Source organism: Kribbella ginsengisoli, from assembly GCF_039537185.1.
GTDB classification, from domain to species: domain Bacteria; phylum Actinomycetota; class Actinomycetes; order Propionibacteriales; family Kribbellaceae; genus Kribbella; species Kribbella koreensis.
Window position 1 is genome coordinate 394,372 of record NZ_BAABAA010000005.1, and the last position, 21,892, is coordinate 416,263.

Consider the following 21,892-nt stretch of genomic DNA (forward strand, 5'->3'; position numbering starts at 1 on the left):
CCATGTTCACCGGAATCATCGAAGAGCTCGGTACGGTCGAAGCGCTCGACCTGCTGGACGGCGACGCCGCCCGGCTGACCATCCGTGGGCCGAAGGTGACCGAGGACGCCGGCCACGGCGACTCGATCTCGGTGAACGGCTGTTGCCTCACGGTGATCGAGCACGGCGACGGCACGTTCACCGCGGACGTGATGCGCGAGACCCTGCAGCGCACCAGCCTCGGGGGCGTCGAGAAGGGTTCCCGGGTCAACCTGGAGCGCGCGGTCACGGCCCACGCCCGGCTCGGCGGACACATCGTCCAGGGGCACGTCGACGGCACCGGCACGATCGCCGGCCGCGAGCCGGCGGAGCACTGGGAGGTCGTCCGGATCGCGGCTCCCGCCGAGATCCTCAAGTACGTCGCCGAGAAGGGCTCGATCGCCGTCGACGGCGTCTCCCTCACCGTCACCGACGTGGACGACAGCACCGGCACCTTCGGGATCAGCCTGATCCCGACCACGCTCGAGCTGACCGTGCTCGGGACGAACAAGATCGGCGACACCGTCAACCTCGAGGTCGACGTGATCGCCAAATACGTAGAGCGCTTGCTAGTTGCTGGAGGCAAGGAATGAACTTCTTCGACTGGTTACTGCACTCGCAGGTCACGATCGGCGGCTCGCCGGTGCTGGTCCGCGAGATCGTCGGCAACGTCTTCGGCCTGGCCAGCGCGCTGTTCGGGATGCGCCGGCTCGTCTCGGCGTGGCCGGTGGGCATCATCGGCAACGTCTTGCTGTTCACGGTCTTCGTCGGCGGGCTGTTCGACACCCCGCAGGACAAGGACCTCTGGGGCCAGGCCGGCCGCCAGGTGTTCTTCGCGCTGGTGAGCCTCTACGGCTGGTACCGGTGGTACCAGACCCGCCACGGTGGCGCGGCGACGGGCGTGCAACCGAAGTGGGCGACCACCCGCCAGCGGATCGAGCTGCTGGGCGTGGGCGTCGTGCTCTACGCGATCGCCTACCCGGTGCTGAAGGCGCTGGGCTCGTGGGGTCCGCAGTGGGACGCATGGATCCTGACCGGGTCGATCCTGGCGACGTACGGGATGGCCCGCGGATACGTCGAGTTCTGGCTGATCTGGATCGCCGTCGACGTGGTCGGCGTACCGCTGCTCGTGCAGGCGAAGTTCTACCCGTCCGCGACGATGTACGTCGTCTACGGGCTCTTCTGTGTCCTCGGATTCGTCTCATGGTGGCGGATCCAGAATCGCGAGTCGGCTACGGCCACTCCTGAGCCAGTGACGGTGGGCTGACCGATGGGCGAGGTACTGAAGCTCGACACGATCGAGCATGCGATCGACGAGATCCGGGCCGGACGGCCGGTGATCGTGGTCGACGACGAGGACCGCGAGAACGAGGGCGACCTGATCTTCGCGGCCTCCAAGGCGACGCCGGAGCTGCTGGCGTTCCTGATCCGGTACAGCTCCGGCGTGGTCTGCGTCCCGATGGAGCCGGCCGAGCTCGACCGGCTCGGCATCCCGTTGATGACGCCGCACAACCGTGAGCGGTTGCGGACGGCGTACACGATCTCGGTGGATGCCCGCGACAACATCGCCACCGGCATCTCGGCGGCCGACCGGGCCCGGACGATCCGGGTGCTCGCCGACTCGGCTTCGGAGCCGTACGACCTGGTACAGCCGGGCCACGTCTTCCCCCTGCGCGGCCGCGAGGGCGGCGTCCTCGTACGGCCCGGGCACACCGAGGCGTCGCTGGATCTGGCCCGGCTCGCGGGGCTGCGACCGGCCGCGGTGATCTCCGAGCTGGTCAACGACGACGGCACGATGAAGCGCGGGACAGACCTGCGGACCTTCGCCGACGAGCACGGGCTGGTGCTCGTCTCGATCGAGGACCTGATCCGGTACAGGCAGCGGACCGAGACCCAGATCCAGCGGGTGGCGACCACCACGCTGCCGACGCAGTACGGCGATTTCGTTGCCCACGGCTACCGGAACACGATCGACGGTACCGAGCAACTGGCGCTGGTCCGTGGCGAGATCGGCGACGGGCCGACGCTGGTGCGGCTGCACTCGGAGTGCCTGACGGGTGACGTGTTCGGCTCGCAGCGGTGCGACTGCGGTCCGCAGCTCGACGAGGCGATGCGCCAGGTCGCGGCCGAGGGCGGCGTCGTCGTGTACCTGCGTGGGCATGAAGGGCGCGGCATCGGCCTGCTGCACAAGCTGCAGGCGTACGAGTTGCAGGACGCCGGCCGGGACACGGTCGACGCCAACCTCGATCTCGGACTGCCGGCCGACGCCCGCGACTACGGGACCGGCGCGCAGATCCTGGCCGACCTGGGGATCACCTCGGTGAAGCTGCTGACGAACAACCCGGCCAAGCTGTCGGGCGTGCAGGGTTACGGCATCGACGTCGTCGAGCGCCGCGGCATCACGATCGATCCGACCGAGCACAACCTGCGGTACCTGTCGACCAAGCGCGACCGGATGGGGCACCACCTGCCCACCGGCACCGAAGAGAACGGAACCATCTGATGTCGGGAAGTGGAGCACCCACCATCGAGATCCCGCAGGCCGAGGGCGTACGCGTCGCGGTCGTCGCGGCGCAGTGGCACCCGAAGGTGACCGACTCCCTGGTGGCGGGCGCTGAACGAGCACTCGCCGACTCAGGAGTGACCGATTTCAAGGTGATCCGGGTGCCCGGGTCGTTCGAGCTCCCGGTCGCGGCGTTGCATGCGGCCAAGGCTGGGTACGACGCGGTCGTCGCGCTGGGCGTGGTGATTCGTGGTGACACCCCGCACTTCGAATACGTCTGCCAGGCGGCGACCGAAGGGCTGATGCGGGTCGCCGTCGAGACCGGCGTACCAGTCGGCTTCGGCCTCCTGACCTGCGACAACGACCCACAGGCCCTCGACCGGGCCGGCCTCCCCGACAGCCGCGAAGACAAGGGCTACGAGTCGGCCCAAGCAGCCCTCTCCACCCTCCTCGCCACCCGCACCCTCTAACCGCCGAGTGGCGAGCCCACATCATGTGGGCTTGAACAACAAACGGTGGGCTTGAACAGCGCACACCCTGTCCAAGCCCACCGCTGCTTGTTCAAGCCCACATGATGTGGGCTCGCCACCTCTCGGGGGCGCGCCGTGCTCAGGCGGCGCGGGTGTGGCGCATTTTCCAGTTGCTGACCCAGGTTTTGCCATGGTCGGTGGAGAAGAGTTGTTCCCAGGCGGCTTGGGTGGTGCCGGGGGTCCAGATGAAGCGGACGTCGATGGGTTGGCCGTTCCATTCGTCGGGGCCTTCGAAGATGCCGCGGCCGTCGGTGCCGAACGCGCCGATCACTGGGGTTTCCAGGGTGCCGCGGAGGCTGTTGATCCAGTGGATGGACCAGGTTTCGGTGGTGGGGTTGTAGAGCCTGAGGGTCGCGCCGCGGAAGCCCTCGGTCGGGTACCAGCCTTCGTCGAAGCTGATCGCGCCGTCGAAGTACGAGTAGACCTTCATCTTCGAGGCGAGTTCGTACCACTCTGACGGCTCGCCGAGCGGCGGCCGGCGGCGTTCGTTGTGCATGTCCCATTCGCCGACCAGGAAGTCGAAATCGCTGGTGGGCTTGGGGATGCCGACCCGCGGCGGCTCGGTCGGCCGCCGGGTGAAGTCCATCGTCCAGTTCACCTCCCAGGTCGTCCCGCCGTCCTCGGAGAACGACTGCTCCCAGTGCGCGGTCGTCTCGGTGATGTCCGACCAGGCGTAGCTGACCAGGATCGGCTTGCCGTCGAGCTCCTCCTCCCCGGTCAGCCAGCAGGACTTGCCGTCGTCGGCCCAGCGGCCCTTCACCGGCGGATACAGCTCCATCGTCGTGCTGTTGATCCAGTAGATCGTCCACTCCTCGGCGACCGGATCGAACAGCCGCACCGACATCCCGTACGACGCTTTGCCCGGGAACTGCATTTCGTCGATGCTGATCGCGCCGTCGAAATGGGTCCGCGCGGAGCACGTGCCTTCGTAGCTCTGCCAGTCGTCGCTGCCGACGAACACCTTGTTCAGGGTCCGGTGGCGCACATCGAAGTACCCGTTGAGGAAGTCGAAGTCGCTCGTCACCTTGGGGAACATCCGCGTGAAGGTCATCGACCAGTTGCTCTCCCAGGTCGCGCCGCCGTCTTCGGAGAAGGACTGTTCCCAGACCGGTACGTCGCCTTTCGTCCAGCGGAATCGGACATCGACGGGCCGGCCGTCGTGCGTGTCCGGGCCTTCGAGGATGCCGACGCCATCGGGCCCGAAGCCGCCGTACACGGGTGGCTCCAGGACGCCGCGCTTGCTGCTGATCCAGTAGATCGCCCATGCGCCGGCCTCCACGTCGTACAGGCGAACCGTCATCCCGTCGAAGTCCTCGGTCGGGAAGAAGGTCTCGTCGATGCACACGGCGCCGTTGAAGAGGGTGTAGGTCTCGGCTGTGCCTGCGTACTCGCGCCACTCGTCGCTGCCGGTCAGCGGGGCCAGGAGCTGGCGATGCTGCACCTTCCAGGAGCCGACGAAGAAGTCGAAGTCGCCGGTGAGCTTGGGAGTGTCCAACGGCGGCGGCTCGGTCGACCGGCGGGTCAGGTCCATCGTCCAGTTGGTCTGCCAGGTCTGGCCGCCGTCCTCGGAGTACGCCTGCTCCCAGTGCGCGGTCGTCTCCGTGACGTCGGACCAGCGCAGCCGGACGGGGATCATCCGGTCGCCGAGGTCGTCCTCGCCGTACAGGGTGCAGACGCCGTCCGACCAGCCGCCGCGGACCGGCGGCTGGAGCTTGCCGGTCGTGCTGCTGACCCAGTAGACCGTCCAGATCTGCTCGGCCGGGTCGTACAGCCGAAGTGACATCCCGTACGCCGCTTTGGCCGGGAACCGTGCCTCGTCGACGCTGACCGCGCCGCCGTGATGGGTGCGGCCGCTGTGGGTGCCGGCGAACTCGGTCCAGTCGCCGGCCGGGGTGAGGACGCGGTGGGCGACGTCGAAGTGGCCGTTGAGGAAGTCGAAGTCGTTTGTGCTCATGCCCAGAGCTTGTCGCCTATACCTGCCAGTGAGTGTCAGTGATTACGGCTAACCTGTGGAGATGCGCTCGAGCCGGCTTCTCCAGATCCTTCTGCTGCTGCAGACGCGGCGGCAGTTGACCGCGCGCGAGCTCGCTTCGGAGCTGGAGGTGTCGCTCCGGACGATCTATCGCGATGTGGAGGCGCTGGCGGCGGCCGGCGTACCGGTCTATGCCGATCAGGGGCGCGCCGGTGGGTATCGGCTGGTTGACGGGTACCGGACCAAGCTGACCGGGCTCAACGAGGGGGAGGCGGCGGCGCTGTTTCTCGTCGGGATGCCGGGACCGGCGGCAGCGCTCGGATTGACCGAGCAGACGAGTTCGGCCGAGTTGAAGCTGCTTGCCGCGTTGGCGCCGGATCAGCGGGATCGGGCTGGGCGGCTGAAGAATCGGTTCCATCTCGACATGCCCGCCTGGTACCGGGACGCGGAGGAGTCGCCGTATTTGGCCGCGGTCGCGTCGGCGGTGATGGAGGATCGGCGGATCAAGGTGCTGTACCGCCGGTGGGAGGCACCGCGCGAGGTCGAGCGCACCCTCGAACCGTACGGGCTCGTGTTGAAGAACGGCACCTGGTACGTCGTCGCCGCGGCGCCCGGTGGGGTGCGGACGTACCGCGTCTCCAACATCCTGCAGCTCGCTCCCACTGACGAAGTCTTCACGCGTCCCGATGGATTCGACCTCGCTCAACGCTGGCAGGAACACCTCGACCGCTTCGAGTCCGAACGCTTCACCGGCGCTGCGCTGGTGCGGATCTCCGCCGGCTTGGTCGCCGGCCTAGCCGACCTGTCCGCAACCTTGTTGTTGAAGGCAATCGCCGACACTGGCGTGGAGCCCGCCGCCGACGGCAGCATCACCGTCTCGGTCCCGATCGAGTCCATCGGCAACGCGGCAACCGGCCTGATCCGCTACGGCAACCTTCTGGAGGTGCTGGAGCCGGCCGAGTTGCGCGCTGAACTCAAACGGCTGGCGGAGTCGGTCGCAGCGCTCTACTGATCAGCTCATGCGGTACGGCGTACTGCGTGTGCCCGTGGTGGCCCGTGACGGTGCCAGCCATCGTCAACGAGTTGAGCAACGCCTCCTCCGTCGCTTCGGTGGTCGCATTGAAGACCTCCTTCAAGGCTTGGTCTTGCGGCGGTGTCGCCCGGTTGGTGCTGAACGCGATCGCGTAGTCGCCACTCCCCGGCGAGAAGTCCGACCCGACCCGCCCCATCGCGAACACCGCCCGCCTGGCGACCCGGCCCAACTGCCGGGCGTCGAGCGGCAGGTCGGTGGCGACGACGATCACACAAGAATTCCCCTCCGGCACGGGCGACTCCACCGGCGGCAGCACCGGAGTCCCAAGAACAGTCAAAGTCCCCGAGAAGTTCGCCTGCACCAACACCCCGACAACCCCAGCTGTCAGTTGGCGAGACGAGGTACCGATGCCGGCTTTGAAGCCGAGGGCGACTGTGCCGGTTCCTGCTCCGACGTTGCCCTCGGCGGGGAGGTCCGCGGTGGCTGAGTCGAGGGCGGCGAAGACGTGTTCGGGGGTGATCGGGCGGGAGCGGATGTCCGAGAGGTAGCCGTCGTTGGTCTCGCCGACCACCGGATTGAGGCTGATCGCCGACGGATCCCGCTCCAGCAGCCAACTGACCAGCGCGTCGGCGACCCGGAACACCGAGAGGGTCCCGGTCAGAAGTACCGGCGTCTCCAGAACCCCGAGCTCGTCCACCTGGGTCGACCCCACCAACTTCCCATACCCGTTGCCGACGGCAATCGCAGCCGGCAGCCCACCGGCGTACCCAGCCTGCCCGCCCTCATACCCAGGCGGCACGATCGCCGTGACCCCGGTATTCACCGGCCCGGTCGCCAGCGTCGTGTGCCCGACCAGCACCCCGGGTACATCGGTGATCGCGTTCAGCTGGCCAGGCGGCAAGGAGCCGGGGGTGACGCCCAGGGCGCGGATTCTCATGTCGCCATCGTCGGGCAGACCGGCGTCCCGTAGTACCGGGAAGTCCGGGGAGCGAGACCTGATCGCAACCTCTCGGGTGGCGACCTTTAGGGTGGAGGGGCGATGAAGACCTTTGATGAGTTGTTCGCCGAGTTGGGCGAGAAGGCGGTGAGCCGGCCGGAGGGATCCGGGACGGTGGCGGCGCTGGATGCCGGCGTGCACGCGATCGGGAAGAAGCTGGTCGAGGAGGCCGCCGAGTCCTGGATGGCCGCCGAGCACGAGGGCAAGGAGCGGGCCGCGGAGGAGCTGAGCCAGCTGCTCTACCACGCGCAGGTGATGATGCATGCGCTCGGCCTGAGCCTCGACGACGTGTACCGACATCTGTAGGAGCACCCACAGAGCCGGTTCACCTCCCACAGATTGGCCCAAGTCATGCTGCGCGTCGCAGTACCCAACAAAGGCTCGCTGAGCGAAGCCGCCACCTCCATCCTGTCCGAGGCGGGCTACCGGCAGCGCCGGACCACCAAGGACCTCTCGCTGACCGACCCGGACAACGGCGTCGAGTTCTACTACCTGCGCCCGCGCGACATCGCCGTGTACGTCGGTGAGGGCACCCTCGACGTCGGTATCTCCGGCCGCGACCTGGTGCTCGACTCGCACGCCGACGCCGACACCATCCTCGAGCTCGGCTTCGGCGGCTCGACCTTCCGGTTCGCCGGCCGACCGGGCGTGGCGCAGTCGGTCAAGGACCTGCAGGGCAAGCGGATCGCCACCAGCTTCGCCGGCATCCTCGGCGACCACCTGGCCGAGAACGGCGTCGAGGCGTCCGTGATCAAGCTCGACGGCGCGGTCGAGTCCGCCGTACAGCTCGGCGTGGCCGACGTGATCGCCGACGTGGTCGAGACCGGTACGACGCTCCGCCAGGCCGGCCTCGAGGTGTTCGGCGACGTCATCCTCAAGTCCGAGGCCGTGCTGATCCGCCGCCACGGTGTCGAGCAGCCGGCCGGCCTGGAGCAGCTCGTCCGCCGGCTGGAAGGCGTCCTGGTCGCGCGCAACTACGTGATGATGGACTACGACATCCGCGCCGAAGCCGTCGAGGCCGCCAACGCGGTCGCGCCGGGCCTGGAGTCGCCGACGGTCTCGCCGCTTCATCGGGAAGGCTGGGTCGCCGTCCGGGTGATGGTGCTCCGAGCCGACGCACAGCGGATCATGGACCAGCTCTGGGAGGTCGGGGCGCGCGCGATTCTGACCACCGACATCCACGCCTGCCGGATCTGAGCGCGATGACCCCGAAGGCGCCGGCGGCCAAGGCGCTGTGGACGTTCCATCCGTGGGCCATCGCCGTGATGGCCGGCGTGATGGGACTGTCGATCGTCGCCGTCTTCGGGGTGATCTGGTTCCGGCTGTCGCCCGAGTCCCGCGACACCTTCAGCCTCTTCCAGCAGCTCACCTTGCTCGCGTTCTTCGGCACGGTGCTCTACCTGCTGTACCGGATGGCGACGGTTCGCGTCACGGCGTACGAGGACAGCCTGCGGGTGCGCAACGTCTTCCGCACCTACCGGTACTCGTGGCAGGACGTGAAGGCGTTGCGGTTCCGCTCGGGCGACCCCTGGCTGCAGCTCTTCGACACCGAGGGCAACCGCCTGGGCATCCTCGCGGTCCAAGCCTCCGAAGGCGCCCGGGCAAGCCGGGCCGCCAAGGAGCTGGCGGCCGTGGCCCGCTCGCACGGAGCCGGCTCCTGATTTCTAGACATTTCGAAGCGGCCCCTCCGGCGTCGTCGGCAGCGGCTGGTACACGTCCTACGGTCCCTGGGTCTGGGGCAACGGATCGGTGCCCGACAACCCGGCCTCGAGAATCTACTGCCGCCACTCCGAGGACAGCGTGGACGAGATGTACTACGAAACCAAGTAGGCCCGTTCAGCTGCTGACGGTGAACCTGGTGGTGTGTTCGTCACCAGGTTCGAGCACGACCAGGTCGGTACCGGTGATGAAGGCGTCGGGTGGGCAGGTCATGGGTTCTACGGCCAGACCGACGCGGCCGATCGCGTTGGCCGTGTAGAGCTGCATCCACTTGGTATCGCTGGTCAGGCGGGCCGAGTTGCCGGTGGCGGGGTCGGTGAGCCGGACTTCCCAAGGGGTCGGCAGGTTGGTGAAGGCGTTGTCGATGTCCAGGTCCCGGAGTCGGCGAGCCTGGCCGAAGTCGTACTGCGAGCCGGCGACCGGCGCGAGTCCGATCGGGCTCAGCCGGTCGGGGGTGACCTCTAGCCAGTCCGCGGCCGTGAACTCGAGCTCGCACTCGTCGATCTGCCGCCCGACGGTGAGGTACGGATGGGTGCCATAACCGTACGGCGCGTCGCCGGCGCCCACGTTGACCGCGCGGGCCGTGACGGTCAGACCGTTGGTCGCGTCGAGCTGGTAGGTGAGGGTCAGGTCGAGCTGGTGCGGGTACCCCGGCTGCCCGTGCAACCGGTAACCGGCCTTGACGAGTGACTCGTCACTGCCGTCGTCGACCCGCTCCCAGTTGGCCCAGCGGGTCAGGCCGTGGATCGCGTTGCTCCGGGCCGGCTCGGTCAGGTACAGCTGCTGGTCGACGCCCTGGAACGTGTACTTCCCGTCGGTGATCCGGTTCGGCCACGGGATCAGGTGCTGGCCGATGCCTGCTCGGGCGGGTTGGTCCTCGGGGTAGCCGAGTAGGACTTCGCGTCCGGCGTACGAGAGCCCCCGCAACCCACCTCCCACGCTCACGACGGTCCCGGAGTACTCCCCGGCGCGAATGGTCCATTGCTCACCCGACGGCAGAACGCTCATGCGCCCATCCTCGCCTACTGGCCGAGCCACTTTGTGCTCGACCTGAGCGAATTGGTGGCCGCTGGATGCTCAGGTGGGACACAAAGTGTGCTCAGGACGCGGCTGAGTCGTGGGGGAGGTTGACGGATTTGGTGATGAGTTCGAGGTCCGGGTCGTGGGGCAGGGTGGGGTCGCCGTCGACGATCAGGTTGGCGCGGGTGCGGGTGTTCTCGGTGGCGAAGTGGTCGCGTTCCCAGCGCATCCAGTCGAGCCACTGGTCACGGAGGGCTTCGCCGTCGCGCTCGATGCCACGGTCGAGGCGGACCTCGTTGGTCGTCTCGATCCAGATCTTCAGCGATTGCCAGGTGTCGGCGTCGCGGTCGCAGGAGGTGACGCCTTCGACGATCAGGAGCTCGACAGTCGCCGGCACGAGGTGCAGCTCCGCGTACGCTCCGGCAGCCCAGTCGTAGCGCCGGTACCGTCCCTCGCGGCCGTCGGCCAGACGGGTGAGCACGTGGTCTCGCAGGAGGGCGAAACCCTGTACTGCGCCGTCCCAGCCGGCGTACAGGTCGTCCATGTGGAGCACCGTGGTTCGCAGGCCGCGCGCCTCCGCACGCGCGGCGAAGCGGTCGGCCAGGGTGCTCTTGCCGGATCCGGCCGGGCCGTCGATGCTGATCAGCCGGGTCTTGCCGAGCCGGGCGGGGGCCGCCTGGACATGGTCGAGCAGGCTGTCGATGGTCACCGGATGGGTGGTCAGGGGGTCGCTGGTCAGGCGATTAGTTGATTCCATGGCGTTTCAGGATGTCCTCGATCTCGTCGAACTCCGACGAATCCTGACCCTTCGCCGCCTTGGGGGCCTTGGCCGGTTTGGGGGTCTTGGCGGGCCCCGCGGCGGTGGCCGGGGCGGGGCCGCCGGCGGTCAGTTCACCGATCGCGTCAGAGGCCGGCCGGGTGGCCGACTGGGGCTTGGGTGCCTTCTCCCTGTTCCCACCCCGGCCCTTGGCCAAGCCGGAGACGACGTAGAGCACGACCGAGACGCCGAACAGCGCCACGCCGGCCCACACAGTGGGGGAGAAGATCAGGTGCGTGACCCAGCTGCTCACGGACTTCACCACGTCCCAGATCAGCTCGAGCAGCCCGGTCAGGTACAGCGAGACCGGGAGCAGCGACCAAGCCACGCCGCGGACGCCCGAAGCGAGTCCGCGGCGCCGCCAGGCGGCCCACGAACCGATCAGGCCGAGCAGCGTGAGGCCGGCACAGAACGGCAGCAGCGTCAGATCGTTGAAGTCAGGCACATACCCAGGCTCGCACAGGAACGCCGCGAACCAAGGGGGGAACAGCCCTGACACCACCCTGAAACCGTGCTCCGGGGAGGCTGAGCGGACAATGAGACCCGTGCAACCAGAACGCAAGCTTGCCTTCACCGGGTTCGATGATGATGACGGCTCAGCTGATGCTGCGCTCAGCGAGGCGCTGGTCCGGCGGGATCAGGGGGCGGTTCTGGCGGCGTTGACCAAGGCTCGGTTGCTGGTGCCGGTGGTGGCGATGCTGGGGGAGGTCGAGTACGACGAGCGTGGGCTGGCGCATGACAAGACGTCGGACATGGCTGTCGCGCTGCTGAAAGGGCAGGACGGGCGGAACGCGTTGCTGGCGTTCACGAGTACCGAGAGCCTGAAGCTCTGGAGTCCGGAGGCGCGGCCGATGCCCGCTCTGGCGCAGCTGGTCGCGACCGCCGCGATCCAGGAAGGGGCCGCCGCGATCGTGCTCGACGTGGCTGGCCCCGCTCCAGCGGTGATCGAGACCGACGACGTACGCCGGATAGCCGCCGGCCTCCAGGTGGTCAGACTGGAAGACGGCGGCTACGGCTGGATCTCCACCGGCGACTGAAGTCACCGGCTGGAGCGGCTCCCAGGGTCACCCGGCCGGCGAGTTGACGGCGTCCATGGGCTTGGGGCGCATGGCCAGGCGGGCGGCGATGCCGGTGACTGGCACGACCAGGAGCAGGACGAGGACGACCCAGCCGAGGAGGACCCAGATGGGACCGGAGGGGATCGGCCAGCCTCGGGTTGCGATCGCGATCGGGAAGACGCTGAAGCAGGCGGCGACCAAGCCGAGCACCAGGCCCAGAGCAGCGATCACCAGGTTCTCGAGGTAGAGCATCTTCGACACCTGCTTGCGCGTCGACCCGGTCAGCCGCTGCAACCCGAACTCCCGCCGCCGATCCAGCACCGCGACAGCAATCGTGTTGATCGAAGCGATTGCCGTATACGCAATCGCGATCGCCGCCAGCAGATAGGCGATCCAAGCGTCGACCCCGAGCCCGGCGTCGTACTCCGCGGAGAGCAACGCCCGCCCACCAACGGTCGTCCCCGGCCATGCACCCACATCGACAGGCTGAGACGTCTTCAGCAGGATCTGCGATGGCAACCCAGCCGTCGTATGCGCCGCCAACAGCGCCGACGGCAACAGAATCGACTCATACCCCGAAGTCCCCTCGACCAGCGCCACGATCCTCACCTTGACCAGCGCATCGTCGCCCAGCCGCACACCGATCTGATCCCCGACGCCGACCTTCAAATGCCTGGCCGCACCCGGCGGCAGCGCAACCGTGTCACCGGTCAGCTGATCCAGCGAACCAGCCCGAACCTTTCCCTTGTAAACAGGCCCGTTCAGCCCGAGCAACGGCCACGGATCGCTCGTGTGAGTGGTGTCGTACGGCTCCTCGATCCACCCCTTGCTCCGCACCAGCTCCGACGCCGCCGTCACCCCCGGAGCACTCCGCACCTGATCGAACATCCCGGCCGGAATCCCGCCCACCGCACTCGTGATGACGGTATCGGCGATCAGATTGTCCGTGTACGCCTCGACAGCCGCCTTCTGCTGGGTTGTCTGCGAGTAGATGTTGCCCAGCGCAATCGCCGTGGCCAGCGTGATCGGCACCAGGATCGCCGCGAACTGCACGGCCCTCACCCGCAGATTGATCGCGGCCAGTACGCCGTTCGTCCCCGCCCGCCGCTCGAGGAACGCCGTGATCCGATCGGTGAGCATCGCGCGAATCACCAACGGACCGAGCACGGCGACCGCGATCGACCCGGTGAGCACGGCCGGCCCACCGATCGCGGCGGCGTTCGTCGGACTCATGAAGATCGTCGACATCCCGACCCCGACCGTCGCCGCGGCGAACACCGCCCCGATGATCAGCCGCACCCGACCGATCACCACCGGCGGTACCGCAGCCTCCGTCAGCGCCTGAATCGGCCTGATCCGGGCAGCCCGCCCAGCCGCGAACCCAACCGTGAGTCGCAGAATCACGAGCGTCAGCACGGCAGCCCCCGCGAACGGCAGCGGGCCCTGGTCAAACCGCAGAGCAGCCGGTACGACGCCGTTCCCGCTCAGCGTCCCGAAGATCCACCGACCCATCGTGCGCCCTAGCAGCAACCCACCGATCAGCGCGACGACCGCCACCAGCATCGTCTCGGCGACGACCATCTTGTGCACCTGCCCAGGCGTCGCCCCGCTCGCCCGCAACAACGCCAACTCCCGCCGCCGCTGCCGCACCGACAACCCGATCGTCGCCGACACCACCAGCGCCATCACCACCGCGACCATGCCACCGAACACGCCCGACAAGATGATGAGCGGCAAACTCGTCGCAATCCCCGCGAACTCGGCCGCACCCCGATCATCCGCAGTCAGCGCGGACACCCCCTCGGGCAGCTCCAACCGCTTGACCAGCTCAGGCACCGAAGTACCGGCAGCCGGAAAGACGCCGATAGCGTCAACGCGAGCCGGAACGGACAGGGCCTGGCGACTGGCGCCGGCTGCAGCGGCGTCAGCCGCGGCGAAGAAGATGGACGGTACGTCGACCTCGTGCTGCGGCGAGGCCACCCCGGCGAGGACGAACTCGCGGGCCGTACCGCTGACGATGACGCGCACCTTGTCACCCGGCTTGGCGCCATGCGCCAGCCGGTTGTCGAGGACGACCTGCCCGGTCGCTGGCGCCGCACCGGCGATCAGTTTGTACGGCGTAAGCGCCGCCGAGCCCCAGGCATGCCCGCCCAGCCCCGCGCCATCGCTGCCATCCAGCTCAGCGGCGGCGCCGTTGCCCACCTCGGCGACCTTGCCGCCGCCTTCCTCCTCCGCTTTCCTTCCGTTGTCCTTGTCCTGGGCAACGACAGCGGGGAAGGAGACATCGGGGATCGCCTTGGCGACGCCAGGAGTGTTTGCCAGCTTGGCGACCAGAGCTGGGTCGACGCCGTGGCGTTCGGGGTACGCGACGGACCCCGAGCCGTTCGGCGGGTGGTAGGCCGGGCGGCCGGTGACGATGATCGGCGCACCGGCTAGGCGTTGTGGCGCTGCGCTGAGTCGCAGTCCAGTCTCGAGCAGCCCGCCTGCCGCCGACATCAGCGAGCTACCCAGCAGCACGGCGACGAAGATCGCGAGGAAGGCCGCGGCACGAAACCGCAGGCTGGACAGAGCGAGCCGGATCATGTCAGCACCCCCGGAGTCGACTCGCCGGCAGCGGCAGCGGCGGCGCCTCGGCGGGCAAGGCGGGACAGCTTGGCGAGTTCCGCCGCGACGCTTTCGGCCGTGGGTACGGGGGACTCGGAGACGATGTGGCCGTCGACAAGGAAGACGACGTTGTCGGCGTACGAGGCGGCGACCGGGTCATGGGTGACCATCACGATCGTCTGGCCGGAGGCGCGGGCCTGGTCGCGGAGCAGCGTGAGTACTTCGAGCGCGGTCTGGGTGTCGAGGGCACCCGTCGGCTCATCCGCGAAGGTGATCGCCGCCGACCCAGCCAGCGCCCGAGCGATCGCGACCCGCTGCTGCTGACCACCTGACAGCTCACTCGGCCGGTGCCGAGTCCGCTCACTGAGCCCGACCCGCTTGATGACCTCGGTCACCCACGCCTCGTCCGGTGTCCGCCCAGCCAGCGTCTGCGGCAGGATGATGTTCTGGCGCACGGTCAGCGCCGGCATCAGGTTGAACGCTTGGAACACGAAGGCGACATGCTCACGCCGGAGCTCGGTCAACGCGGTCTCGTCGAGGCCGCGCAACGGCGTACCGGCCAGGTGCACCTCGCCCGAGCTGGGCTCGTCCAGCCCGGCTGCACAATGCAGCAACGTGCTCTTGCCGGAACCGGATGGACCCATCACCGCGGTGAAGGTGCCTTGGGCAAAGGAGTAGCTCACCCCGCCCAGCGCGGTCACCGCGCCGGGCCCGGAGCCATACACCTTCTGTACTTCGCTGAGCTGAACCGGCGCGTTCATCGAGCAGTCTGGGGATCGAGCCGGGACTTGCGGTGGTACGACTCGTTCGACCACCACAACACCCCGACCGCGAGCCCGAGACCCACGTCGGACCACAGCCACCACGGCCAGTCGAGGTGTCCGAAGGCGGCGAGCACGACCCAGATGACGAACTGGATCACGCAGACCGCGAGCCAGCCGACCGCCGCGATCCGCAGCGCGAGGGTCAGCCCGGTCGGCGGTACCGCGTCGTGCAGACCGGCCAGTACTTCGCGCAGCTCGCCGCGCCGGTGGGATGCGTTCAGCAGCCGGTGCCGGTCGGCAGCCTGCTGCGCGGACAGGATTCCTTGCCGGGCGGCGCTCTCGATCTTGGCGTGCGCCGCCTGCTTGTCGGTGTGACTGAGCTCCAGCTCGTCGGGCGAGACCAGCGGGCCGAGGGTTGCGTTGAGTGTGTTCATGGAAAACAGCGTAGGGACTGAACAGTTTCACTTGGATGGTCTTGGAACCCGTTCCGGCGGTGGTGTCAGGCCCCCTACGCGCCGGGTGCCAGACCTTCCTGCGTCCCGCGCCCGGGTGCGGAAGGATGGGGGTATGACAGACGAGCCGGCGCAGCTACCGCCCGGCCTTGCCCTGTCCTGGGGCGTGCACCCGGTCCAGCGCCGCGGCCCGAAGCCGGCGCTGTCGGTCGACCAGATCGTCGCCACCGGGATCGAGTTCGGCGACGCGCAGGGTTTCGAGGCCATCTCGCTGCAGAAGATCGCGGCCCACCTCGGCGTCTCCACCAACGCGATGTACCGCTACCTCTCCTCCAAGGACGAGCTGATCGTCCTCGTCGCGGAGAAGGCGTGGGGCCGCGCGCCGGAGCACATCGCCGCCGCGCCCGGCTGGCGCGCCGGAGCCCGCGCCTGGGTCAAGGCCCAGGTCGACCGGTACGCCGAACGTCCATGGCTGCTCGACGTCCCCATCCGCGGCGCCCCCGTCACACCCAACCTGCTGCACTGGGTGGAGACGCTGCTGGCGGTGATGGAAGACACCGGCCTGAGCCAGCATGACGCCCTCGGCTGCGCGGTCCTCTTCGACGGCTACGCACGCAGCTACGCCAACCTCGCCCGCCAACTGGGCGCAAGCGATTCGGCTCCGGTCGAGTCGATGGCGGTCGGCCAATTCCTGGTGCCCCGCCTACAGGCAGCCGGCTACGACCGCCTCCTGGCGATGTACACGAACCAGGAGTACGAGGACACCCTCGACGACGACTTCGACTTCGGCCTCGACCGAATCCTCGACGGCATCCAGGCCCTGATCGACCGGCGGGCTTGAACAGGGTCAGGTGGGGAAGGCGATGCGGACCGGTCCGGTTGTGCGGGCTTCGACCCAGCTGCGGTGGAAGTCGCTGCCGGGCGCGAGCTCGCCGCGGCGCCCTGGTTCGGTGCGTGGGTTGAGCGGGCTCATCAAGGTGGTGGCTGGTTGAGCCCGTACGCCGTTCGCGCGCACCTCCGCGATGACGTCGGCCAATGCCTGCGCAGCCGGCTTGCGCTGGTGGTCGACCGTGAACAGGCCCAGGTCGTACTCACGATCCGGAAAATCGAGCAGCCGCCGGTCGATGTCGTGCGAGGACCACCAAGTGACACCCCACAGCGCCGGATTGTGGACGACCAGCTCGACCGTACGGCGCGTGAACTCCGCCTGCAGGTCGACCGGGATGTCCGGACCCGGTACGCCGATCTCCTGCAACCACACGGGTCGGGAGCTGTCCAGCGAGGTGGCGGCCGCGAGCTCGACCAGGTAGTCGGCATGCGTCAGCGTCGCCGGACCGAGCGGGCCGTCCACCCGTGAGACCCCGTTGAAAACCCACGAGTGGACGGTGCTCAGATCACCCAGGTCGACGACGTCGGCTGGGAGGAACGGGTGGTCCGGCTTGTACCAGGCGTCGTCGAAGACCGAGTGCAGCGCGAGGACGTCGGGCGCGGCCTTCCGCAGCGTCAGCAGCAGATCGTGGGCCCAGCGCGTCGAGGCCTCCGGCGTCGTCGAGCTGTCCGGCCAGAGGTTGTTGACCTCGTTGCCCAGGGTGATCGCGAAGACGTTGGGCTTGGTGGCCACCGCGCGCGCGACGGCATCGACGTACGCGGTCAGTCCGTCGCGCACCGTCTCGCTCTCGAACAGGCTGCTCCTGTGCCAGGTGAGCACCCAGGACGGCAGGAAGTCGAAGCTGGACAGGTGTCCCTGGATCAGGTCGACCGCGACCGTCAGGCCGTGCTCGGCGGCGGCGTCGATCAGGTCGAGCAGGTCGTCGATCGCGCGCTCGCGGATGATCGCCCGGTTCGGCTGGATCCACGGCCAGATCGGGAACACCCGGACGTGGTCGAGGCCGAGCCCGGCCAGATCGGCGAAGTCCCGGCGGACCGCCGCCGGGTCGTAGTCGAGCCAGCTGTAGAACCACCCCGACGACGGGACGTAGTTCGCGCCGAACCGGGGCGTGGCGGGATCCGAGAGCATGAGAAGGATGCTAAATCGGTTTAGCAAAAACCGCCAGCCACGCGCTCAGGAGCTGGGTGGGGCGGTGGACTCGCGAACCGTCAGCACCGGGTCGGCGGTGCGCAGGTTGATCACGTTGGCGGGATGGGCGATCACTTCGAGTAGCACCTCGGCCGCCTGGCGGCCGAATTCGAAGGTGTCGCGGGACAGCGCGGTCAGCGCCGGATGCATCAGCTGGGTCAGGATCGAGTCGTCGAAGGCGACGATCGACAGGTCGCCGGGGACGGAGACGCCCATCTCCATCGCGACCCCCAGGCCGGCCACGGCCATCACGTCGCTGTCGTAGACGATCGCGGTCGGGCGGTCCGCCTGGGAGAGCAGTTTGCGCGTGGTGGCGGCACCCTCGGCGTCGCTGAAGTCGGTGGTCAACGACGGGGCGTCGATCAGGCCCAGGCGCGGCGCGGCGTCGCGGACGGCCCGGATCCGGCGCTGGGTGTGCTGGAAGTTCGGCGTACCGGCCACGTGGGCGATCCGGCGGTGGCCGAGCGCGGCCAGGTACTCGACGATCGAGAGCATCGCGTCCCGGTCGTCGGCCCAGACGGAGGCGAGCGCGCCCTTGCCGCCGCGGCCGCCGATCACCACCGCGGGCAGTTCCAGCGCGCGCAGGGCGTCGATCCGCGGGTCGCGAACGGTCAGGTCGACCAGGATCACGCCGTCGACGCGGTGCTCGGAGGCCCAGCGTTTGTAGACCTCGATCTCGGCCTCGGTGTTCTCGACGATCAGCAACTGCAGTGAGATCGAGTGCGTGGACAGCCCGGACTGCAGGCCGGAGAGCAGGTGGGCGAAGAACGGCTCGACGCCGAGCGTGCGGGCCGGCCGGGCGATCACCAGCCCGACGGAGTCCACCCGGGAGGCGCCGAGCGCGCGGGCGGCGCTGTGCGGGCGCCAGCTCATCTGCTCGGCGATCTGCAGGATCCGTGCCCGGGTCGCGTCGCTCACCCCGGGCCGCCCGTTCAGCGCGAACGAGACCGCGCCCTTGGACACGCCCGCCTTGTCGGCGATGTCCGCGATCGTCGGTCGTGCCATCGGGAGCCTCCCTTACCTCAGTGTCCCCTTGACAGCGGATTCTACGATGTGGATAGTGCAGGAGCTATACCGGTTTATCACCTCAGGAGAATTCCATGCGTAGTCGTCGTCTGACCGGGGTGGCAGCTCTTGCCGTCGCGGCCCTCACTCTTGCTGGTTGTGGCCTCGGTTCCTCCGACGACACGTCGTCCGGGAGCAAGCCCACCGTTGACGCGAACGCCCAGGTGACGGGTGATGTCAGCTTCCAGACCTGGGCCCTCAAGCCGAAGTTCACCTCGTACGTCGAAGGCGTGATCAAGGCCTTCGAGGCGAAGTACCCGGGCACCAAGGTGACCTGGCTCGACCAGCCCGGTGACGGCTACGACAAGAAGGTGCTGAGCCAGGCCTCGGCCGGCGATCTGCCCGACGTCGTCAACCTGCCGCCGGACTTCGCGCTGCCGCTGGCCAAGCAGTCGATGCTGCTCGACGTCGGCGCGGCCGACCCGAAGATCGCCGAGGAGTACGTCGAGGGCGGCGTACAGGCGTACCAGTACCAGGGGCAGAGCGGCACCTTCGGCTACCCGTGGTACCTGAACACCGACATCGACTACTGGAACGCGACCAAGTTCGCGGCCGTCGGGCTGGACGCGAAGAACCCGCCGAAGACCTTCGACGAACTGCTCGCCGCGGCCAAGGTGATGCACGACAAGTCGGGCGGCAAGGAGTACATGATGAGCCGGCTGCCCGGCATCGGCGACTTCACCAACGCCGGCGTCAAGGTGCTGTCGGACGACGGCAAGAAGTTCACCTTCAACACCCCGGAGGCCGTCGCGCTACTGGACAAGTACGCCGCCGCCTACAAGGCCGGCTACCTGCCGCGCGACATCCTGACCCAGGAGTACCTGGGCAACTCCAAGCTCTTCACCCAGAACAAGGTCGCCTGGACCACCGGCGGTGGCAACGCGATCGTCGACATGCAGAAGGACAACCCGTCGCTGAAGGGCAAGATCGTCGCGTCGCCGGCGCTGGACACCCCGCCGCTGTACGTCCAGGGTCTGTCCGTCTCGGCCAAGACCAAGAACCAGGCGGCCGCGATCGCGCTGGCCCGGTTCGTCACCAACGCCGAGAACCAGGCCGCGTTCGCGAAGATCGTCAACATCTTCCCGTCCACCAAGGCCTCGGCGAACGACCCGTACTTCTCCAAGAGCGACGGGACCCCGGAGTCGGACGCCAAGGTGCTCGCGTTCGAGTCGCTGGCCAAGGCCAAGTCGCTGCAGCCGGCCGTGATCAGCGGGGCGACCAACGACTTCATCAACCAGCAGATCTCGCTGGCCATCTCCGGCAAGGTGACGTCCCAGCAGGCTCTCGACGCGGCGGTGGCGAAGGCCAACCAGCTGCTCGCGTCCTGATCGATGCGCTACCACCGCTGGTTCACGCCGTGGGTGCTGGTGATCCCGGCACTCGCCTGGTTGCTGGTGTTCAACCTCTGGCCGTCGATCAACACCGTCATCTTGTCGTTCACCAACGCCAAGCCGATCGGCGGCGGCACCTTCGTCGGGCTGAAGAACTTCGAGGCCCTGCTGCACGACGAGCAGTTGCGCTGGGCGCTGCTGAACAGCGTCATCTACATGGTGGTCTGCCTGCCGTTCCTGACCATCCTGCCGCTGCTGCTCGCCGTGCTGGTGGAGAAGAAGCTGCCCGGGATCACCTTCTTCCGGACCGCCTTCTACACCCCGGTGGTGGCCTCGGCCGTGGTGGTGGCGCTGATCTGGCAGTGGATCCTGGACGACCGCGGCCTGGTCAACGGCCTGGCCGAGAAGCTCGGCGTGATCTCCGGGCCGCTGCCGTTCCTGTCCGACCAGTGGCTTTTGTTGCTCAGTGCAATCAGTCTGACGATCTGGAAGGGGCTCGGGTACTACATGATCATCTACCTGGCCGCGCTCGGGAACGTCGGCCGTGAGCTGCACGAGGCCGCCGCGGTCGACGGCGCGTCGGCCTTCCGCCGGTTCCTCAACGTGACGATTCCCGGTGTCCGGGGAACGATGGTGCTGATCTCGATCCTGATCTCGGTGTCGGCCCTGCGGGTCTTCTCCGAGCTGTTCATCCTGTCCGGCGGCAAGGGCGGTCCGGGCGGCCGGGACAACTCGGTGGTGATGCTGATCCAGCAGTACAGCCAGGGCTTCGAGGGCAACCTCGGCTACGCGTCCGCCCTGTCGATCGTGCTGTTCTTCGTCACCGTCGTACCGATGCTCGTACTGGCCCGGATGAACCGAAAGGCGGCCGACTCATGAGCACGGTGCTTTTGGCCTCGCCTCCGGCTCGGCGGGTCATGGGGCTGAACTCCCGGTCGTCCCTTGTCGCTTCGCTCCTCAGTCCAGACCGGGAGGCCCGATGACCACGGTGACCGACCCTGTGCGCCCGATCGCCGTGCCGGACTCCTCCGGTACGCCGCCGCGCAAGCGGAAGCGGGGGACGTTCAGCTTCAACTCGTTGTCGCCGGCCGAGAAGGTCGTCCGGTACCTGTTGCTGGTGTTCGTGCTGCTCATCACGATCGGGCCGTTCCTGTGGCAGCTGTCCACCTCGCTGAAGGGCTCGGGGGAGGACATCTACACCCGGATCCCGCGGTTGCTGCCGTCCCAGCCGACGCTGGCGCACTACGGCGAGGTGGCCGACACCATCCCGGTGTGGAACTACATGCGCAACTCGATCGAGGTCGCGGTCCTGGTGATCGGCGGCAACATCGTCGGGTCGTCGCTGGCCGGCTTCGCGCTGTCCCGGCTGGAGTTCCGGTTCCGCAAGATCGTGCTCGGGCTGTTCCTGGCGACGCTGGTGCTGCCGGGCGAGGTGACGATCATTTCGCAGTACGTCACCGTGCGGGAGCTCGGACTGGCCAACACCCTGTTCGGGGTGGCGCTGCCCGGCATGATCGGCGCGCTGAACGTGCTGCTGATGTACAACGCGTTCCGGTCGCTGCCGCTCGAGGTGGACCAGGCGGCGGTGGTGGACGGCGCGAACGTCTGGCAGCGGTTCGTCTACATCGCGCTGCCGAGTGTGCGCGGAACCCTCAGCGTGGTGGCGATCTTCTCCTTCATCGGCGCCTGGGACGACTTCCTCTGGCCGCTGATCGTGCTGACCGATCCGGACAAGTACACGCTGACCGTCGGGCTGCAGTACCTGTCCGGCACCTTCAGCAACAACCCCCGGCTGATCGCCGCGGGCACGATGATCGCGTTCATCCCGATCGTGATCGTGTTCGCGACCCTGCAGCGCTTCTTCTTCAAGGGCGTCGAGGAGGGCGCCGTGAAGGGTTAGTTCCACTGTTTGCAATCCGCCCATTGCAAGGA

General features: G+C 68.0%; 23 protein-coding genes. 13 read left to right on the forward strand and 10 right to left on the reverse strand.

Annotated elements, in window-relative coordinates; translation table 11 throughout:
• Positions 1–2 precede the first annotated feature (2 nt).
• The 4 genes from ABD768_RS20610 to ribH are packed head-to-tail and all read left to right on the forward strand — an operon-like array spanning position 3 to position 2,991.
• A complete protein-coding gene (locus ABD768_RS20610; protein WP_343964768.1) occupies positions 3–611 on the forward strand; it encodes a riboflavin synthase in 609 nt (202 codons plus the stop codon).
• Complete coding sequence (gene pnuC, locus ABD768_RS20615; protein ID WP_343964769.1) at positions 608–1,285, forward strand: nicotinamide riboside transporter PnuC; 678 nt, start codon at positions 608–610, stop codon at positions 1,283–1,285. The genes ABD768_RS20610 and pnuC overlap by 4 nt, the downstream gene beginning before the upstream one ends.
• 3 nt (positions 1,286–1,288) lie before the next feature.
• Complete coding sequence (locus tag ABD768_RS20620; RefSeq protein ID WP_343964771.1) at positions 1,289–2,521, forward strand: bifunctional 3,4-dihydroxy-2-butanone-4-phosphate synthase/GTP cyclohydrolase II; 1,233 nt, start codon at positions 1,289–1,291, stop codon at positions 2,519–2,521.
• Positions 2,521–2,991 carry a 6,7-dimethyl-8-ribityllumazine synthase gene (gene ribH / locus ABD768_RS20625; RefSeq protein WP_343964773.1) on the forward strand — a complete coding sequence of 157 codons (471 nt, stop codon included), beginning with the start codon at positions 2,521–2,523 and terminating at the stop codon, positions 2,989–2,991. Before ABD768_RS20620 ends, ribH begins: the two co-directional genes overlap by 1 nt.
• Positions 2,992–3,130: 139 nt before the next feature.
• Here ribH and ABD768_RS20630 read toward each other — a convergent pair whose 3' ends face one another.
• Entirely contained in the window at positions 3,131–5,005 is a 1,875-nt protein-coding gene (locus ABD768_RS20630; RefSeq protein WP_344842905.1) for a hypothetical protein, read from the reverse strand.
• A 61-nt stretch (positions 5,006–5,066) separates the two neighbouring features.
• On the opposite strand from ABD768_RS20630, the gene ABD768_RS20635 reads away from it, so the two are divergent.
• On the forward strand, positions 5,067–6,035 hold the full coding sequence (locus tag ABD768_RS20635) for a helix-turn-helix transcriptional regulator (RefSeq protein ID WP_344842907.1): 969 nt from the start codon (positions 5,067–5,069) through the stop codon (positions 6,033–6,035).
• Here the strand turns inward: ABD768_RS20635 and ABD768_RS20640 are convergent.
• On the reverse strand, positions 5,998–6,993 hold the full coding sequence (locus ABD768_RS20640; protein WP_344842910.1) for a P1 family peptidase: 996 nt from the start codon (positions 6,991–6,993) through the stop codon (positions 5,998–6,000). The two genes, ABD768_RS20635 and ABD768_RS20640, sit on opposite strands and share 38 nt — an antisense overlap.
• A 102-nt stretch (positions 6,994–7,095) precedes the next feature.
• Here ABD768_RS20640 and ABD768_RS20645 point away from each other — a divergent pair, with 102 nt between their 5' ends.
• The 3 genes from ABD768_RS20645 to ABD768_RS20655 are packed head-to-tail and all read left to right on the forward strand — an operon-like array spanning position 7,096 to position 8,714.
• Complete coding sequence (locus ABD768_RS20645; protein WP_343964781.1) at positions 7,096–7,359, forward strand: phosphoribosyl-ATP diphosphatase; 264 nt, start codon at positions 7,096–7,098, stop codon at positions 7,357–7,359.
• Between the two features lie 45 nt (positions 7,360–7,404).
• Complete coding sequence (gene hisG / locus ABD768_RS20650; RefSeq protein WP_344842912.1) at positions 7,405–8,250, forward strand: ATP phosphoribosyltransferase; 846 nt, start codon at positions 7,405–7,407, stop codon at positions 8,248–8,250.
• A gap of 5 nt (positions 8,251–8,255) precedes the next feature.
• A complete protein-coding gene (locus tag ABD768_RS20655) occupies positions 8,256–8,714 on the forward strand; it encodes a PH domain-containing protein (RefSeq protein WP_343964785.1) in 459 nt (152 codons plus the stop codon).
• 175 nt (positions 8,715–8,889) lie between these two features.
• On the opposite strand, the gene ABD768_RS20660 is transcribed toward ABD768_RS20655, so the two are convergent.
• The 3 genes from ABD768_RS20660 to ABD768_RS20670 all read right to left on the reverse strand — a co-directional run bounded on the left by ABD768_RS20660 (position 8,890) and on the right by ABD768_RS20670 (position 11,054).
• Complete coding sequence (locus ABD768_RS20660; RefSeq protein ID WP_344842914.1) at positions 8,890–9,780, reverse strand: aldose 1-epimerase family protein; 891 nt, start codon at positions 9,778–9,780, stop codon at positions 8,890–8,892.
• A 91-nt stretch (positions 9,781–9,871) separates the two neighbouring features.
• Complete coding sequence (locus tag ABD768_RS20665; protein ID WP_344842917.1) at positions 9,872–10,549, reverse strand: uridine kinase family protein; 678 nt, start codon at positions 10,547–10,549, stop codon at positions 9,872–9,874.
• Entirely contained in the window at positions 10,536–11,054 is a 519-nt protein-coding gene (locus ABD768_RS20670) for a hypothetical protein (protein WP_343964795.1), read from the reverse strand. Before ABD768_RS20670 ends, ABD768_RS20665 begins: the two co-directional genes overlap by 14 nt.
• Positions 11,055–11,154: 100 nt before the next feature.
• Between ABD768_RS20670 and ABD768_RS20675 the strand changes: the two genes are divergently transcribed.
• Positions 11,155–11,646 carry an SseB family protein gene (locus ABD768_RS20675; RefSeq protein ID WP_343964797.1) on the forward strand — a complete coding sequence of 164 codons (492 nt, stop codon included), beginning with the start codon at positions 11,155–11,157 and terminating at the stop codon, positions 11,644–11,646.
• A 27-nt stretch (positions 11,647–11,673) separates the two neighbouring features.
• Here the strand turns inward: ABD768_RS20675 and ABD768_RS20680 are convergent, their stop codons facing one another.
• Genes ABD768_RS20680 through ABD768_RS20690 form a run of 3 tightly spaced genes read right to left on the reverse strand, consistent with a single transcriptional unit; the run spans position 11,674 to position 15,469 of the window.
• The gene (locus ABD768_RS20680; RefSeq protein ID WP_344842920.1) at positions 11,674–14,250 is read right to left on the reverse strand and encodes an ABC transporter permease; all 2,577 of its coding nucleotides are present in this window, start codon (positions 14,248–14,250) and stop codon (positions 11,674–11,676) included.
• Positions 14,247–15,032, reverse strand: a complete 786-nt coding sequence (locus ABD768_RS20685) for an ABC transporter ATP-binding protein (protein WP_344842923.1) — start codon at positions 15,030–15,032, stop codon at positions 14,247–14,249. Before ABD768_RS20685 ends, ABD768_RS20680 begins: the two co-directional genes overlap by 4 nt.
• Positions 15,029–15,469 (reverse strand): hypothetical protein, encoded by a 441-nt coding sequence (locus ABD768_RS20690; RefSeq protein ID WP_344842926.1) that lies wholly within the window; start codon positions 15,467–15,469, stop codon positions 15,029–15,031. The genes ABD768_RS20685 and ABD768_RS20690 overlap by 4 nt, the downstream gene beginning before the upstream one ends.
• Before the next feature lie 133 nt (positions 15,470–15,602).
• Here ABD768_RS20690 and ABD768_RS20695 point away from each other — a divergent pair, with 133 nt between their 5' ends.
• Positions 15,603–16,328, forward strand: coding sequence for a TetR/AcrR family transcriptional regulator (locus tag ABD768_RS20695; protein WP_344842929.1), 726 nt, complete (start codon positions 15,603–15,605; stop codon positions 16,326–16,328).
• A gap of 6 nt (positions 16,329–16,334) precedes the next feature.
• On the opposite strand, the gene ABD768_RS20700 is transcribed toward ABD768_RS20695, so the two are convergent.
• Both ABD768_RS20700 and ABD768_RS20705 read right to left on the reverse strand, forming a co-directional pair.
• Positions 16,335–17,504: a glycoside hydrolase 5 family protein gene (locus tag ABD768_RS20700; protein ID WP_344842932.1), complete on the reverse strand. Its 1,170-nt coding sequence runs from the start codon at positions 17,502–17,504 to the stop codon at positions 16,335–16,337.
• 45 nt (positions 17,505–17,549) lie between these two features.
• The gene (locus tag ABD768_RS20705) at positions 17,550–18,569 is read right to left on the reverse strand and encodes a LacI family DNA-binding transcriptional regulator (protein ID WP_344842935.1); all 1,020 of its coding nucleotides are present in this window, start codon (positions 18,567–18,569) and stop codon (positions 17,550–17,552) included.
• Between the two features lie 95 nt (positions 18,570–18,664).
• On the opposite strand from ABD768_RS20705, the gene ABD768_RS20710 reads away from it, so the two are divergent.
• From ABD768_RS20710 to ABD768_RS20720, 3 genes are all read left to right on the forward strand, one after another.
• A complete protein-coding gene (locus tag ABD768_RS20710; RefSeq protein ID WP_343964811.1) occupies positions 18,665–19,957 on the forward strand; it encodes an ABC transporter substrate-binding protein in 1,293 nt (430 codons plus the stop codon).
• A 3-nt stretch (positions 19,958–19,960) separates the two neighbouring features.
• Positions 19,961–20,839 (forward strand): carbohydrate ABC transporter permease, encoded by an 879-nt coding sequence (locus tag ABD768_RS20715; protein WP_344842938.1) that lies wholly within the window; start codon positions 19,961–19,963, stop codon positions 20,837–20,839.
• 136 nt (positions 20,840–20,975) lie between these two features.
• The gene (locus tag ABD768_RS20720) at positions 20,976–21,860 is read left to right on the forward strand and encodes a carbohydrate ABC transporter permease (RefSeq protein ID WP_425558441.1); all 885 of its coding nucleotides are present in this window, start codon (positions 20,976–20,978) and stop codon (positions 21,858–21,860) included.
• Positions 21,861–21,892: the final 32 nt, after the last annotated feature.

Excerpts from the sequence above, each read along its gene's own strand:
- hisG (WP_344842912.1), top strand. The coding sequence starts at position 7,405 with ATGCTGCGCGTCGCAGTACCCAACAAAGGCTCGCTGAGCGAAGCCGCC.
- ABD768_RS20705 (WP_344842935.1), bottom strand. The coding sequence starts at position 18,569 with ATGGCACGACCGACGATCGCGGACATCGCCGACAAGGCGGGCGTGTCC.
- ABD768_RS20695 (WP_344842929.1), top strand. The coding sequence starts at position 15,603 with ATGACAGACGAGCCGGCGCAGCTACCGCCCGGCCTTGCCCTGTCCTGG.
- ABD768_RS20690 (WP_344842926.1), bottom strand. The coding sequence starts at position 15,469 with ATGAACACACTCAACGCAACCCTCGGCCCGCTGGTCTCGCCCGACGAG.
- pnuC (WP_343964769.1), top strand. The coding sequence starts at position 608 with ATGAACTTCTTCGACTGGTTACTGCACTCGCAGGTCACGATCGGCGGC.
- ABD768_RS20610 (WP_343964768.1), top strand. The coding sequence starts at position 3 with ATGTTCACCGGAATCATCGAAGAGCTCGGTACGGTCGAAGCGCTCGAC.
- ABD768_RS20710 (WP_343964811.1), top strand. The coding sequence starts at position 18,665 with ATGCGTAGTCGTCGTCTGACCGGGGTGGCAGCTCTTGCCGTCGCGGCC.
- ABD768_RS20655 (WP_343964785.1), top strand. The coding sequence starts at position 8,256 with ATGACCCCGAAGGCGCCGGCGGCCAAGGCGCTGTGGACGTTCCATCCG.
- ABD768_RS20715 (WP_344842938.1), top strand. The coding sequence starts at position 19,961 with ATGCGCTACCACCGCTGGTTCACGCCGTGGGTGCTGGTGATCCCGGCA.
- ABD768_RS20700 (WP_344842932.1), bottom strand. The coding sequence starts at position 17,504 with ATGCTCTCGGATCCCGCCACGCCCCGGTTCGGCGCGAACTACGTCCCG.
- ABD768_RS20685 (WP_344842923.1), bottom strand. The coding sequence starts at position 15,032 with ATGAACGCGCCGGTTCAGCTCAGCGAAGTACAGAAGGTGTATGGCTCC.
- ABD768_RS20665 (WP_344842917.1), bottom strand. The coding sequence starts at position 10,549 with ATGGAATCAACTAATCGCCTGACCAGCGACCCCCTGACCACCCATCCG.
- ABD768_RS20635 (WP_344842907.1), top strand. The coding sequence starts at position 5,067 with ATGCGCTCGAGCCGGCTTCTCCAGATCCTTCTGCTGCTGCAGACGCGG.
- ribH (WP_343964773.1), top strand. The coding sequence starts at position 2,521 with ATGTCGGGAAGTGGAGCACCCACCATCGAGATCCCGCAGGCCGAGGGC.
- ABD768_RS20620 (WP_343964771.1), top strand. The coding sequence starts at position 1,289 with ATGGGCGAGGTACTGAAGCTCGACACGATCGAGCATGCGATCGACGAG.
- ABD768_RS20640 (WP_344842910.1), bottom strand. The coding sequence starts at position 6,993 with ATGAGAATCCGCGCCCTGGGCGTCACCCCCGGCTCCTTGCCGCCTGGC.
- ABD768_RS20680 (WP_344842920.1), bottom strand. The coding sequence starts at position 14,250 with ATGATCCGGCTCGCTCTGTCCAGCCTGCGGTTTCGTGCCGCGGCCTTC.
- ABD768_RS20630 (WP_344842905.1), bottom strand. The coding sequence starts at position 5,005 with ATGAGCACAAACGACTTCGACTTCCTCAACGGCCACTTCGACGTCGCC.
- ABD768_RS20660 (WP_344842914.1), bottom strand. The coding sequence starts at position 9,780 with ATGAGCGTTCTGCCGTCGGGTGAGCAATGGACCATTCGCGCCGGGGAG.
- ABD768_RS20645 (WP_343964781.1), top strand. The coding sequence starts at position 7,096 with ATGAAGACCTTTGATGAGTTGTTCGCCGAGTTGGGCGAGAAGGCGGTG.